Source organism: Serratia bockelmannii, from assembly GCF_051803255.1.
GTDB classification, from domain to species: Bacteria; Pseudomonadota; Gammaproteobacteria; order Enterobacterales; family Enterobacteriaceae; genus Serratia; species Serratia bockelmannii.
This window is the reverse complement of the sequence record NZ_CP196512.1, coordinates 4,126,183-4,140,086: the sequence shown is the minus strand read 5'-3', so window position 1 is coordinate 4,140,086 and position 13,904 is coordinate 4,126,183. Positions and strand designations below refer to the sequence as shown.

The 13,904-nt window shown below is 61.0% G+C and carries 9 protein-coding genes; 5 read left to right on the top strand and 4 right to left on the bottom strand.

Annotation, left to right across the window (positions count from 1 at the left end):
- Nucleotides 1-23 precede the first annotated feature (23 nt).
- Nucleotides 24-419, top strand: coding sequence for a DUF423 domain-containing protein (locus tag ACSJLU_RS19730; protein WP_004931896.1), 396 nt, complete (start codon nt 24-26; stop codon nt 417-419).
- A complete protein-coding gene (rlmM, locus tag ACSJLU_RS19725) occupies nt 412-1,515 on the top strand; it encodes a 23S rRNA (cytidine(2498)-2'-O)-methyltransferase RlmM (protein WP_019455735.1) in 1,104 nt (367 codons plus the stop codon). The genes ACSJLU_RS19730 and rlmM overlap by 8 nt, the downstream gene beginning before the upstream one ends.
- 39 nt (nt 1,516-1,554) lie before the next feature.
- Here the strand turns inward: rlmM and xni are convergent, their stop codons facing one another.
- From xni to queF, 3 genes are all read right to left on the bottom strand, one after another.
- Nucleotides 1,555-2,313, bottom strand: a complete 759-nt coding sequence (xni, locus tag ACSJLU_RS19720) for a flap endonuclease Xni (protein WP_060660313.1) — start codon at nt 2,311-2,313, stop codon at nt 1,555-1,557.
- 54 nt (nt 2,314-2,367) lie between these two features.
- Nucleotides 2,368-3,732: a nucleotide 5'-monophosphate nucleosidase PpnN gene (gene ppnN, locus ACSJLU_RS19715; RefSeq protein ID WP_019455737.1), complete on the bottom strand. Its 1,365-nt coding sequence runs from the start codon at nt 3,730-3,732 to the stop codon at nt 2,368-2,370.
- 192 nt (nt 3,733-3,924) lie between these two features.
- The gene (queF, locus tag ACSJLU_RS19710; protein WP_380827994.1) at nt 3,925-4,770 is read right to left on the bottom strand and encodes an NADPH-dependent 7-cyano-7-deazaguanine reductase QueF; all 846 of its coding nucleotides are present in this window, start codon (nt 4,768-4,770) and stop codon (nt 3,925-3,927) included.
- 63 nt (nt 4,771-4,833) lie between these two features.
- Here queF and syd point away from each other — a divergent pair, with 63 nt between their 5' ends.
- Nucleotides 4,834-5,382 (top strand): SecY-interacting protein, encoded by a 549-nt coding sequence (gene syd, locus ACSJLU_RS19705; protein ID WP_167324565.1) that lies wholly within the window; start codon nt 4,834-4,836, stop codon nt 5,380-5,382.
- Between the two features lie 608 nt (nt 5,383-5,990).
- Here syd and ACSJLU_RS19700 read toward each other — a convergent pair.
- Nucleotides 5,991-7,229 carry an MFS transporter gene (locus ACSJLU_RS19700; RefSeq protein ID WP_025304044.1) on the bottom strand — a complete coding sequence of 413 codons (1,239 nt, stop codon included), beginning with the start codon at nt 7,227-7,229 and terminating at the stop codon, nt 5,991-5,993.
- Between the two features lie 178 nt (nt 7,230-7,407).
- Between ACSJLU_RS19700 and ACSJLU_RS19695 the strand changes: the two genes are divergently transcribed.
- Both ACSJLU_RS19695 and ACSJLU_RS19690 read left to right on the top strand, forming a co-directional pair.
- Nucleotides 7,408-7,734, top strand: a complete 327-nt coding sequence (locus tag ACSJLU_RS19695) for a YqcC family protein (RefSeq protein ID WP_025304043.1) — start codon at nt 7,408-7,410, stop codon at nt 7,732-7,734.
- Between the two features lie 146 nt (nt 7,735-7,880).
- Nucleotides 7,881-13,856, top strand: a complete 5,976-nt coding sequence (locus ACSJLU_RS19690; protein WP_380827997.1) for an alpha-2-macroglobulin family protein — start codon at nt 7,881-7,883, stop codon at nt 13,854-13,856.
- Nucleotides 13,857-13,904 lie beyond the last annotated feature (48 nt).

The window sequence follows — 13,904 nt, the reverse complement described above, 5'->3', positions numbered from 1 at the left end:
AATTTTTAATGGGATAGATCACGATGAGCAGCCGTTCCATGCTGGTTTTCGCCGCTATCAGCGGCTTTGTGTTTGTCGCGTTGGGCGCATTCGGCGCGCATGTGTTAAGCGGTACGCTCGGCGCCAATGAAATGGCCTGGATCCGTACCGGGCTGGAGTATCAGGGGTTCCACACCCTGGCCATCCTGGCGCTGGCGGTCGCGATGCAGCGCCGCGTGAGCCTGTGGTTTTACTGGAGCGGAGCGCTGTTGGCGTTCGGCACCGTGTTGTTCAGCGGCAGCCTCTATTGCCTGGCGCTGTCGCACCTGAAGGTCTGGGTATATATCACGCCGGTTGGCGGCGTGTGCTTCCTGATCGGCTGGATATTGATGTTGATTGGCGCTTTGCGTCTGAGGAAAAAGGCCGAGCGCCATGAATAAGATTGCGTTGTACTGCCGCCCAGGCTTTGAAAAAGAGTGTGCGGCAGAGATCACCGACAAAGCCGCCCAGCTGGAGATTTACGGCTTTGCACGAGTAAAAGAGCACAGCGGTTACGTGCTGTTCGAATGCTATCAGCCGGACGATGCCGATCGCCTGGCGCGGGAGATTCCGTTCCGCGAACTGATTTTCGCCCGCCAGATGATCGTGGTAGGTGAGCTGCTGCGCGATCTGCCACCGGAGGATCGGGTATCGCCGATCGTTGGCATGCTGATCGGCGTGGTTGATCGCGGCGGCGAGCTGCGGGTGGAAGTGCCGGACACCAACGAAAGCAAAGAGCTGATGAAATTCTGCCGCAAATTGACGGTGCCGCTGCGCGCCGCGATGCGCGAGCAGAAGGTGCTGATGGCGCGCGAGAACCCGACTCGCCCGGTGGTGCACGTGTTCTTCATCGCGCCGGGCTGCTGCTACGTCGGTTACTCCTACAGCAACAACAACTCGCCGTTCTACATGGGCATTCCGCGTCTGCGCTTCCCAGCCGATGCGCCGAGCCGTTCGACGCTGAAGCTGGAAGAAGCGTTCCACGTGTTCATCCCCGCCGACGAGTGGGACGAACGCCTGGCCAGCGGCATGCACGCGGTCGATCTGGGCGCCTGCCCGGGCGGCTGGACCTATCAGCTGGTGAAACGCAGCATGATGGTGCATTCGGTGGATAACGGCCCGATGGCGCCGAGCCTGATGGAAACCGGCCAGGTGACGCACCACCGCGCCGACGGCTTCAAGTTCGAGCCGAACAGCAGCAAAATCTACTGGCTGGTGTGCGACATGGTGGAGAAACCGGCGAAAGTGACCAGCCTGATGATTCAGTGGCTGGTGAAAGGTTGGTGCCGCGAAGCGATCTTTAACCTCAAGCTGCCGATGAAAAAGCGCTATGAGGAAGTGTCGCAAAACCTGATGAGCATCCGCGAAGCGCTGGGCGCTGCCGGCATCAGCGTCGAAGTGCACGCCAAACAGCTGTATCACGACCGCGAAGAGATCACCGTACACGTGCGCCGCATGTGGTCGGCGGTGCCGGGTCGCCGCGACGAGCGCGATTAATCGCGTTAAACCTGATGAAGGGCGCTGCTTGCAGCGCCCTTATTGTATCGGCAGTCGCAGCTGCTGCAGGTTGCCGTCCAGCGACAGATCGGTGCGCAGCGTGGCGACGTGTTTGCTGACGTAGGCCAGCTCGCGGTGCTGCTCCAGCTTGCCGCGCCATTTCTCCGGCACCTGCTCCAGGTGCTGATAGATCCCGTCCAGACTGCCCGACTGCTGCAACAGCAGCACGGCGGTTTTCGGCCCGATGCCGGCCACGCCGGGGATCTTGCTGCTGCCGATCCCCGCTAACCCCCAGTAGTCCGGTAACTGCTGCGGCTGCACGCCGAATTCCTGCTGCACGAAAGGCATATCCAACCAGCGTTTCTGGAAGTAATCGCGGATCTGTACGTTCGGCGCCAGCAGCTGGCAATAGCCTTTGTCGGTGGAGACGATGGTCACCTGGTGGCCGCCGCCGGCGACCTTCGCCGCCAGCGTGGCCGCCAGATCGTCTGCCTCGTTGCCGGGTGAATGCCAGCTGGCGACGCCCAGTTCGGCGAAGGCTTCACGCAGCTGCGGCATCTCCTGTTGCAGGTTTTCCGGCATCGGCGAGCGCCCGGCCTTGTAGTCCGGCAGAATTTGGTGGCGCCAGCTTTCGCTGCGGTCGTCCTCGTCAAATACCGCCACCGCGTGGGTCGGGCGGCTGTGCTGAAGCAACTGCTGCAGCGCGTGGCGACAGGCGTTGACGCAAGGGGAGCCCTGTACGGCGTGAATGCGGCGGATGAGGTTCAGGGCGTCGACAATCAGTAGGTGTATCATCATGGGCGGCAAGGTCAGAAAAAACAGGGCGGCCGTTACGCCGCCCGGGATTGAGGGTCAGGCGACGATTTCGTAGCAGGGCACATAGGCGCTGCCCGGCAGCTTCATGCGGTGCTGAGCGACAAAGCCCTGCAGCAGGCTGTCCATCTGCTTCATCATCTGCGGTTCGCCGTGCAGCTTGTACGGGCCGAACTGCTCAATGGCGTGGATGCCGTTTTCCTTCACGTTGCCGGCCACGATGCCGGAGAAGGCGCGGCGCAGCGCGGCGGCCAATTGCTCCGGCGGCTGGTTCGGATACAGATTGAGGTTCGCCATGTTCTCGTGGGTCGGCTCGAACGGCAGCTGCAGATCCGGCGCGATGCGGATCGACCAGTTGAAGCTGTAGGCGTCGCCGGTGTTGCGGCGGTTTTCCTTCACCAGCGGCATGGCTTTTTTCATCTGCCGTGCCACTTCCGCCGGATCGTCGATGATGATAGTGTAGTGACGGCGCGCGGCGTCGCCCAGCGTGTTCATGATGAACTCGTCCAGCACGCGGAAGTAATCGGCGCTCTCTTTTGGCCCGGTCAGGATCAGCGGCAGCACCTGCTCGCTGTTCTCCGGGTTCATCAGGATACCCAGCAGGTACAGCAGCTCTTCGGCGGTGCCGACGCCGCCCGGGAAGATGATGATGCCGTGCGCGATGCGCACGAAGGCTTCCAGGCGTTTTTCGATGTCCGGCATGATCACCAGCTCGTTCACCAGCGGGTTAGGCGGCTCGGCGGCGATGATCGACGGTTCGGTCATGCCGATGAAGCGGCTGTTGCGGTAACGCTGCTGCGCGTGACCGACCGCCGCGCCTTTCATCGGCGCTTCCATGGCGCCCGGCCCGCAGCCGGTGCAGATGTTCAGCTCGCGCAGGCCCAGCTGGCTGCCGACCTTGCGCGCGTACAGGTATTCGTTCTCGTTGATCGAGTGGCCGCCCCAGCACACCACCATGTTGGGATCTTCATCCAGATGCAGCGTGCGTGCATTGCGCAGGATCGAGAACACCAGGTTGGTGATGTGGGCCGAGTTTTCCAGGTTCAGATGCTGGAAACGGCCGGCGCTGGCGATTTGGCCGTGCACGAACAGGATGTCGCGCAACACGGCGAACAGGTTGGCCTGCAATGAACGGATGATGCGGCCGTCGACGAACGCCTCTTCCGGCGGGTTGACCAGCTCCAGTTTCACGCCACGCTCGCGGCGCAGCACGTTGATATCGAAGGTTTCATAGCGCGACAGCAGCTGTTTGCTGTTGTCGGTTTGGCTGCCGGAGTTCAACACGGCCAGCGAACAGTTGCGGAACAGGCGGTACAGGTCGCTGCTGGCAGTGCGTTTCAGCATGTCTACTTCCAGCTGCGACAATAAATCCATAGAGCCAAGCGGGCTGATGTGTGTAATCAAGGTAACTCCTTTGCACCCGGTGCGGGGCGGTAGTAATCCATACGCAGCAAAACAGCATCTCGTTATGGTTGGCGTGCTGCGGTGCAACGGGCGTTCTGCCCGGCTGCAGCCTCGTTTTAACCTTACCGCCGTCCCTGCGCTTTTACCAACACAAACCGCTCGTTAGCTCAGTTGTTGAGCAATGTTTCGCACTTATTGGCGCGCCAGGCGGCCGTGCTCGGGAGTGAACGCGACGTTGCTGCGCCACGGGTTGATGTCCAGCCCGCCGCGACGGGTGTAGCGAGCGTAAACCGTCAGGCTCTGCGGCCGGCAGTAGCGCATCAAATCATTGAAGATGCGCTCGACGCACTGTTCGTGGAATTCGTTGTGGTGGCGGAAGGAGACCAGGTAGCGCAGGAGCGCTTCGCGATCGATCTTGGCGCCGCGATAGCTTATCTGCACCGAGCCCCAGTCCGGTTGATGGGTGATCAGGCAGTTGGACTTCAGCAGGTGGCTGACCAATTGCTCTTCCACTACCTCTTCACCGGCGGCGTTTAACAGGTAGTCGGCGTTGAACTCATAATTGTCGATGCGGATATCCTGCTGGTCGATGCAGTCGCCGGCCAGACGGGCGATCGGCAAGCCTTCCAACTGCTCGACGCTGAACAGGGTGACGCTGACTTCGCCCTGGGCGCAGGCGGACAGATTGCGCTGCAGGGTGCTGCGCACCGTTTCCCAATCGGCGAACGGCGTTTGGTTGAAGCTGTTGAGATACAGCTTGAAGCTTTTCGATTCGATCAGGTTCAGACTGTCGGCATTGAGGCTGATCTCGCCGACCGCCACCTGCGGCAGCCCGTTGGCGTTCAGCCAGGAGAGTTCGTACAGCGTCCAGATGTCCGCGCCGTGGAAGGGCAGGTTGTCGGGATACAGCCCCAGCGGCTCGCGGTTCATGCTGCGCGGCACCGCCTGCAGCAGCGTGGCGTCGTAGCGATCGCGGTAGGCGGTGGGTTTGCCCAGCGTCAGCCCTGACAGGGCCTGGTGGTCTTGATATGAGGACATCTGCTGTCACCTCGGTCAGAGATAGGTACAATGGCCGTCAGTTTAACGTATGCGAGAAAGAATATGGACCATGATGTATCGCACGCTCTGCGTGAATTCACTCAACGCTATGTCGAGTTGTGGCAGCAAGAGCGCGGCCACGCGCCGGCCAGCGAGGCGCTGTACGGCGTGCCGTCGCCCTGCATCGTGGAGAATCGCGAGGATGACGTGCTGTGGTTGCCGCAGCCTTTTGAACCTGCGGCGACGCTGGAGAAGGTAGAGGCCGCGCTGGAGCTGCGTTTGCAGCCGGACGCGCACCGTTTCTACACGCAGCAATACGCGGGTGACATGAGCGCGCAATTTGGGGAACATTGCCTGAGCCTGCTGCAGGTCTGGAGTGAAGAGGATTTTATCCGCCTGCAGGAGAACCTGATCGGCCATCTGGTGACGCAAAAGCGCCTCAAACTGTCACCGACTCTCTTCCTGGCGACCACCGAATCCGAGATGACGATGGTGTCGCTGTGCAACGTCAGCGGCAACGTGGTGCTGGAGCAATTCGGCAGCGATAAGCGCACCTTGTTGGCGGCGACGCTCGGGAATTTCCTCGATGCGCTGCGCCCTATGCTGGACTGAAGCGCGGCGGATTCGCCGTCGCCCGTGTGAGAGATCTCTCACACGGGCTGTGAGATATCGCTCTTAATTTTTCCCACCTTTATCTAGCCTATGAGATTATTGTTATCCAGATCAATTGGTTAGAATTTCTTTAGGATAACTCTTAGTCTTAATTTAGTGTGAGACACCTCCCAAACCCTTGTGATTCCGGGGAATTTAAGCGATCTTATCTTTACCGGAACGGAACCGGCGGAGCAGGAAAGCATCAGGATGATGCAGCTTCAGGAAGAAGAAAGGGATGCGCTCAGGCAGAGCGAAGGATGGCGTCAGGAGATGCCCAGGATGTTTCAGGATAGAAACCAGGGACACCTCCAGGACGGAGATTGAGAGCCGGCACAGGACTGTCGGCGGGTCAGGAAGGCTGAGGAACCGCGTCAGGACGATGCTGCAGGATGATGCAAGGATCACTTGGTCAGGATGGCCGCAGGAAAAGTTTTCAAGGATTGAGCAGGGAGCACACTGTGTAGCGGGATAGCTATAAAACGAACCGGGGGCACTGTTAACGCAGTGCCCCCAACTTTTTGTTCTCTCCCGCCGTGCGTGCTCCTCTGCTTAATCCATCGCCAGCGTTAACCAATCGCGCCCAGCGTATCGCCTGCGCCCTGTTTTTTCGGCAGCAGGAACAGCGTGGCGTAGATATCCAGCAGGTAAATCGCCGCCAGCAGGCTGATGGCGGCGGTAAATGACACCTGCGTCACCAGCGCACCGATCACCAATGGCCCCAGGCCGCCGACGCCGCGCCCCAGATTGAACAGGATGTTTTGCGCGGTAGCGCGCGCCTGTACCGGGTAGGTATCGGAAATCAATGCGCCGTAGCCGCCGATCATGCCGTTGACGAACATGCCCATCACGGCGCCGGCGAACAGCATCAGCATCGGATCGCTCAACTGGGCGTAACCGATCACCATCACTACCGCGCCTACCTGATACAACACGAAAATCTTCCAGCGGGCGAAGCGATCGGCCAGCACGCCAAACAGCCAGATACCGAACGTCATGCCGACCACCGTCACCGCCGTCCACAGGCCGGACTTGGTGAGTGAGAAGCCGAAGTTTTTCGCCAGGTAAGTCGGCATCCAGATCATCAGCCCGTAGTAACCGAAGTTTTGCACCGAACAGAGAATGAAGATGCCGATGCTGGCCTTGCTGGTAGCGCGATCCTTAAACAGCAGGCGCAAACGCTGCAGGAAGGAGAGCGGCCGCCCGGCGTCTTTCTGCCGCACGAACGCCTCCGGCTCGCCCAGCGTGCGGCGGATCAGGAATGACGCCAGCGCCGGCAGCAGACCGACCAGGAACATACCGCGCCAGCCGATGTGTTCCAGCAGCAGCGGCGTCAGGAAGGCGGCTGCCAGCACGCCCAATTGCCAGCCCATGCCGACGTAAGCCGAAGCGCGGTTGCGTTTCTCCGCCGGCCAGGCTTCGGCGATCAGCGCCATGCCGATGCCGAATTCGCCGCCCAGCCCGATGCCTGCCAGGGTGCGATAGGCCAGCAGATCCCAATACCCTTGCGCCACGGCGCACAGGCCGGTGAACAGGGAAAACATCAGAATGGTGATGGTCAGCACCCGGATTCGGCCGAAACGATCGCTGAGGTGGCCGAAGATCACGCCGCCCAGCACCGCGCCGATCAGCGTCCAGGTGACCAGCGAACCGGCGGCCGATGAGGTTAATCCTAATTCGATGCTGATAGCCGGCAGCATAAAGCCGAGGATCAGCAGGTCAAACCCGTCCATGGCATACCCGGTGACCGAAGCCAGCATGGCTTTACCGGGCGTCGCGTGGTTTTTTTTCTCTGTTATTACGGACATGAATCTTTATCTGTGTGGTGAATTCGGTGGGCCTATTGTGCCGCGCGGCGGCGATCGCCACCAGATAAAAACGGCAGCCGGTCTCGGGCGCGCCAAATTTGGGCTATAAAAATGCTATGCTTTGCCGCCTTTCAGCCAGCGAGCTGAATACCATAATGAAAAGAGATCGGGAATGCAGATGAGTATACATAACCAGGTGCGCCGCAGTTTGCAGGCGATTGAACAATCCATGCGCGATCTGGCGCTGTGGCAGGCCGCGCCGCCTGAGCATGAGGCTTTTTCCAGCACCGAACCGTTCTGTATCGACAGCATGTCGGCCGAAGCCTGGCTGCAGTGGGTGTTTCTGCCGCGCATGTATGCGCTGCTGGATGCCCAAGCGCCGCTGCCGACGCGCTTTGCTATCACGCCTTATTTCGAAGAGGCGCTGAAAGATCGCGAGCCGAGCAGCCTGCCGCTGCTGGTGCTGCTGCAACAGCTGGATTTGATGTTAAACAAAGAGCCGTAATTCACCGGCGGCGCGCAGATTTTTGCCGCCCGGCAGTGTAGAGTACTCGCGCGGATGCCGGGCAGGAGAGCCGACGGTGTCTTTCGGCTCGGTTGAACCGCGGCGGTTGACCGGGGGCTGCATTAGGATGATGAGGTGCTGCAATAATGGATTTATTAAGGTTTATCCTGCGTTTGCCTTTTACCCTGGTTAAGGGCGTTTGTCGCCTGCTGGGTGGGGCGTTGTCGCTGTTGGGACGGTTGCTGAGACCGCTGGTCGGCAACCTCAGCTGGCGCGCGCCGGCCTGGTGGGCTGCGCTGCCGCGCGGTTTTTTGCGGCTCGAAAGCGGCGTGGATAAACACCCGAAAGCGATCGGTCTGGGCCTGCTGCTGCTGGCGGGGGCCGCGGGCGGCGCGTTTTACGGTTGGCACTGGTGGCAAAATCGGCCCCAGCCCATCGAGCCGGCGCCGTTGGTGGTTCAGGAGATCAGCGCCGAGGTGGCCAACCCCGAGCCGATAGATTACGCCGCCGCCCGGCAGGCGCCGCAAACGGTGAGCCTGACCTTCAGCGGCTCGGTCGCGCCGATCGCCGTGGTGGGTAAAACCGTGAGCGCCGGTATCACCCTCAAACCGACGGCAGAAGGGCAGTGGGCGTGGAGCAATGAATCAACGCTGGTGTTCTCGCCGAAAAAACCGCTGCCGATGGGGGCGAAATATGAGGTGGCCCTGGAGCCCGCCACCTTGCTGGCGCCGCAGGTCAAGCTCGCCAAAACCCGCTATGCCTTCACCGTGCCCGCGTTCGATTACCGTCTGGGGCAGGCCGAGTATTACCGCGATCCACAGAATGCACAGAAACGCAGCGCGATTTTCAATCTGCAGTTCAACGCGCCGGTCGACGTCGCCAGCTTTGAAAAACAGATTTCGCTGGGATTGAAGGAAGGCAGCACGTCCTCCGAGAAAAAGCTGAACTTCTCTCTGGTCTATGACGAGAAAAAACTGAACGCCTGGGTGCATTCCGAGCCGCTTCAGGCGCTGGATCAGGGCGGCGCGGTGCATCTGACCGTCGGTAAGGGCGTTAAATCGACGGCGGCCGGCAACGCGGTCGCAGAGGCGAAAAGCAACTGGGTCAAGGTACCCACCCTCTACAGCCTGGCGCTGAGTGACGCCAGCGCTCAGGTCGTGGACACCGACGGCGGCCAAGGGCAGCGTGCGCTGGTGGTCGGTTTCAGCGATGCGGTGAAGGATAAAGAGTTGGCGCGGGCCACAAAAGCCTGGCTGCTGCCGCAGCACGATCCGAGCGATGCCGAGGCCGCCAACGATGCCGAAGACTTCTATCAATGGACGGTCGACAGCGTCGGCAAAAACGTGCTGGCGCAGGCGACGCCACTGCCGTTGACGCTTAACGAGGCGGAAGAGGCCTATCAACCGCAGTTCAGCTTCCGTTTCGACGCTCCGGCGCACCGCTTTGTGTTGCTCGAGATAGACAACCAGCTGGTCTCTGTCGGCGGTTACAAGATGCCGAAGAAGGTTTATCGGGTGGTCGAAGTGCCGGAGTTCCCGAAATCGCTGCAGTTCATGTCGCAGGGCTCGCTGCTGTCGGTTAACGGCGACAAGCAGATCAGCGTGGCGGCGCGTAACGTGGCGGGCCTGCGGCTGGACATCAAACGGGTGATCCCGAGCCAGCTGCAGCACATTGTCTCCTTCAAAAGTCGGGACTACTCGTCCACGGAATTCAACCGTCTCAACGACGAATATTTCACCGAGCATTTCAAATACCAAACGGCGCTCAACAACGAGCGGCCGGGGGAAGTGAACTATCAGGGCATCGATCTCTCCCGTTATCTCTCCACCAACGCCAGCTCCCATCGCGGGGTATTCCTGCTGACGCTGTCCGAATGGCAGCCGAACCGAAAACCGGCGGCGGAAGAGGCGGGCACCGAGCAGGATCAGGAACAAGATGAAAGCGAAGGGGAAGAGCAGCCCGACGTCGGCGATTCGCGCTTTGTGGTGGTGACCGATCTGGGCATCGTCGCCAAGAGCTCGCAGGATAAGACGCGCGATGTCTTTGTGCAGTCGATCCAAAGCGGCGCACCGGTCAGCGGCGCCACCGTGTCGGTAGTGGCCAAAAACGGCGTGACGCTGCTCAGCCAAACCACCGGTGCCGACGGCCACGTGCGTTTCCCGGCGCTCGATGTATACACCAACGAGCGCCAGCCGGTGATGTTCCTGGTGGAAAAGGAAGGGGATGTCTCCTTCCTGCCGACCGGTAGCTATAACGATCGCGGGCTGGACTTCTCGCGCTTCGACGTCGCCGGTGAACAAACGCCGACCGATCCGCGCACCCTCAGCAGTTATCTATTCTCCGATCGCGGCGTTTATCGGCCGGGGGATACTTTCAATATTGGCCTGATCACCCGCGCCGCCGACTGGGGCGTTGGCCTGGCCGGCGTGCCGGTGCGTGCCGAAATTCGCGATCCGCGCGACAAGCTGATGTCCACCGTACCGCTGACGCTGGGCGCCAGCGGTTTCAACGAGCTGAGCTATACCACCGATGAAAACTCACCGACCGGCGAGTGGAACGTCTATCTGTATCTGATCGGCAAAAACAACGATACCTCCACGCTGCTCGGCCATACCGCGGTCAATGTGAAGGAGTTCGAACCGGATCAGCTGAAAGTGAAGCTGGCGTTGACGCCGGACCGCCAGCAAGGCTGGGTAAAACCGTCTGAGCTGAAGGCCAGCATCGACGTGCAGAACCTGTTCGGCACCCCGGCGCAAGATCGCCGCGTGACCACCAGGTTGACGCTGCGGCCGATGTATCCGAGCTTCGATCGCTTCCCGGATTATGCGTTCTACGAAAACCGGCAAAACAGCGACGGGTTCGAAACCGAGCTGGAAGATCGCACCACCGATGAGCATGGCGCGGCCGATATTCCGCTCGATCTGAAATCCTACGCCGACGCGACCTATCAGCTGCAGCTGTTGTCGGAGGCGTTCGTCGCCGGCGGCGGGCGTTCGGTGGCGGCTACCGCCCGTACGCTGGTTTCGCCTTACGATTATCTGATTGGGGTGAAGGCCGACGGCGATCTGGGCTACATCAATCGCGACGCGGAGCGGCATCTGAATGTGATCGCTATCGATCCGGCCCTGAAACAGATCGCCATGCCGAATCTGAAGCAGGTGCTGATCGAACAGAAATACATTTCGGTGCTGACCAAACAGGATTCGGGCGTTTACAAATACCAGTCGAAGATGAAGGAAGTGCAGCTGTCGGAACAGCCGCTGGCGCTGAGCGAGCAGGGCGCGGATCTGCGGCTGACGACTGATAAGCCGGGCGACTTCGTGCTGGTGATTGAAGATGCGCAGGGCAAGACGCTCAACCGCGTCGCCTACAGCGTGGCCGGCAACGCCAACCTGAGCCGTTCGCTGGATCGCAACGCTGAACTGAAGCTGAAACTGAACCAGGCGGAATACCAGCCGGGCGAGGAGATCGAGGTGGCGATTAACGCGCCCTATACCGGCAGCGGTTTGATCACCATCGAGAAGGACAAGGTTTACGCCTGGCAGTGGTTCCACAGCGATACCACCAGCTCGGTGCAGACGATCCGCGTGCCGGCCGGCATGGAGGGCAACGGCTACATCAACGTGCAGTTCGTGCGCGACATCAACTCCAGCGAGATCTTCATGAGCCCGCTGAGCTACGGCGTGATGCCGTTCAAGATCAGCACCAAGGCGCGCCAAAACAGCCTCGAGGTGACGGCGCCGGCGGTCATCAAGCCGGGTGAAAACCTGACGATGACGGTCAAGACCGATGCGCCGCAGCAGGTGGCGCTGTTCGCCGTCGATGAGGGCATTCTGCAGGTGGCGCGTTACCGCCTGAAGGATCCGCTGGAGTTCTTCTTCAGCAAGCGCGAACTGAACGTGAGCAGCTCGCAGATCTTGGATCTGATCCTGCCGGAGTTCAGCAAGCTGATGGCGCTGACCGCGGCGCCGGGCGGCGATGCGGGCGAAGGGTTGGATCTCAACCTCAACCCGTTCAAACGCAAGCGTGACAAGCCGGTGGCCTACTGGTCCGGCATTACCGAAGTCAGCGGCGAGAAGCAGTTCGTCTACCCGGTGCCGGACTACTTCAACGGCAAGATCCGCGTCATGGCGATTTCGGTGACGCCGGAGAAAATCGGCAAGGCGCAAACCGCCGCCACGGTGCGTGACAGCTTCATCATGACGCCGAACGTGCCGGCGATGGTGGCGCCGGGCGATGAGTTCGACGTCAGCGTGGGCATCAGCAACAACCTCGAAGGGCTGAACGGCCAGTCGGCAGCCATCAACGTCCTGCTGACGCCGCCGCCGCAATTGGAGGTGGTGGGCAACGCGACGCAAAGCCTGACGCTGGCGGAAAAACGCGAGGGCGTGATCGCTTTCCGCCTGCGCGCCAAAGCCGTTTTGGGCGATGCGCCGCTGGTGTTCGACGCCCGTTACGGCGACCAGGCCAGCCGCCGCACCGTCAGCACCTCGGTGCGGCCGGCGGCGCCGTACCGCACCCAGTCGGTGATGGGGCGCATGAGTGGCAGCAGCCAGAACGTCGATGGCCTGCGCCAGATGTTCGATGCTTTCGCGCAGCGCCGGGCTGCGGTGTCGAATTCACCGCTGGTGCTGACCAATGGGCTGGCGCAATACCTGGCGGATTACCCATATTACTGTTCCGAGCAGATCGTCAGCCGTTCCATTCCGCTGATGCTGCAGAGCCGCCACCCAGAGATGAAAAGCAGCCTGAGCCAGGCGGAAGTCAGCAAGCAGCTGCGCAATCTGCTTGGCGTGCTGCGCGCCCGCCAGAACGACAGCGGGGCGATCGGCGCCTGGCGTTCATCGCCGGATGCCGATCCTTTCGTCACGCCTTATGTGGTGCAGTATCTGCTCGAAGCCAAAGCGGCGGGCTACGCCCTGCCGGAAGGCATGCTGGATGAAGCCAACGGCGCGTTGCGCGAGCTGGCGGCCAGCGGTTTCGACGATCTGTATCTGCTGCGCCTGCGCAGCTGGGCGGTTTACCTGCTGACGCTGCAGGGCGAAGTGACCACCAACTCGCTGGCGGCGGTGCAGGATACGCTGCAAAAACGCTATGGCGAGGGCTGGAAAACCGACCTGAGCGCGCTGTATCTGGCCTCTTCCTATCGCCTGTTGAAGATGGACGACGAAGCCGCCGCGCTGTTGCAACCGAGCTGGCAGCAACTGAGCAAAGCCTATGACAGCGCCTGGTGGACGCAGAACTATTTCGATCCGCTGGTGCTGGATGCGACGCGGCTGTATTTGATTACCCGTCACTTCCCTGAGAAGGTGGCGTCGATTCCGCCGCAGGTGCTGGAGAATATGGTCAAGGCACTGAAAGAAGAGCGTTACACCACGTACTCCTCTGCAATGAGCATCCTGGCGCTGGAAAGCTATTCGACTGAGGTGGCGGCGCAATCCGCCAATGCGGACGCGTTAGGCATCGTGCAGGTGGGCAAAAGCGGCGGCGAGCCGCAGCGCATCAGTGAGCTGCAGGGGCTGTTCGTTCAGGGGCAGTTCAACGCCGATGCCACCGCCGTGCGCTTCACCAACGGCGGCAATGCGCCGGCCTGGTATGTGGTGACGCAGGCCGGTTACGATCTGAATGCGCCGCAAAAAGCGCTGTCGCGCGGCATTGAGATTGTCCGCGATTACACCGACGAGCAAGGCAAAGCGGTGACGCAGGTGACGCTGGGGCAGAAGATCAATGTCCATCTGAAGGTGCGCGCCAACTCGAAAGAGGGGCAGAGCAACCTGGCGATCGTCGATCTGCTGCCGGGCGGGTTCGAAGTGGTGCAGCAGACGCCGCCGGAACCGGCCGATACCGGCGAGGAGAGCGACGATCGCGGCGGCTGGCAGTCGCCGCTGGCCGCCACCGGCTCCACCTGGGCGCCGGATTACAGCGATATCCGCGAAGATCGGGTGATTATCTACGGCAGCGCTGGCACCGAGGTGCAGGAGTTCGTCTATCAGATCAAGGCCACCAATACCGGCAGCTTTATTGTTCCACCGGCCTACGGCGAAGCCATGTATGACCGTGAAGTGCAGGCCATGTCGGCCGGCGGCGGCAAGCTGGTGGTGGTGCCGGCGGGCAACGACTAGGCCATATCCGGCGCCAGGCCAGCGTCTGGCGCCGGAATGCTGAGAACG

Excerpts from the sequence above, each read along its gene's own strand:
- ACSJLU_RS19730 (WP_004931896.1), top strand. The coding sequence starts at position 24 with ATGAGCAGCCGTTCCATGCTGGTTTTCGCCGCTATCAGCGGCTTTGTG.
- ACSJLU_RS19690 (WP_380827997.1), top strand. The coding sequence starts at position 7,881 with ATGGATTTATTAAGGTTTATCCTGCGTTTGCCTTTTACCCTGGTTAAG.
- syd (WP_167324565.1), top strand. The coding sequence starts at position 4,834 with ATGGACCATGATGTATCGCACGCTCTGCGTGAATTCACTCAACGCTAT.
- ACSJLU_RS19695 (WP_025304043.1), top strand. The coding sequence starts at position 7,408 with ATGAGTATACATAACCAGGTGCGCCGCAGTTTGCAGGCGATTGAACAA.
- rlmM (WP_019455735.1), top strand. The coding sequence starts at position 412 with ATGAATAAGATTGCGTTGTACTGCCGCCCAGGCTTTGAAAAAGAGTGT.
- queF (WP_380827994.1), bottom strand. The coding sequence starts at position 4,770 with ATGTCCTCATATCAAGACCACCAGGCCCTGTCAGGGCTGACGCTGGGC.
- xni (WP_060660313.1), bottom strand. The coding sequence starts at position 2,313 with ATGATGATACACCTACTGATTGTCGACGCCCTGAACCTCATCCGCCGC.
- ACSJLU_RS19700 (WP_025304044.1), bottom strand. The coding sequence starts at position 7,229 with ATGTCCGTAATAACAGAGAAAAAAAACCACGCGACGCCCGGTAAAGCC.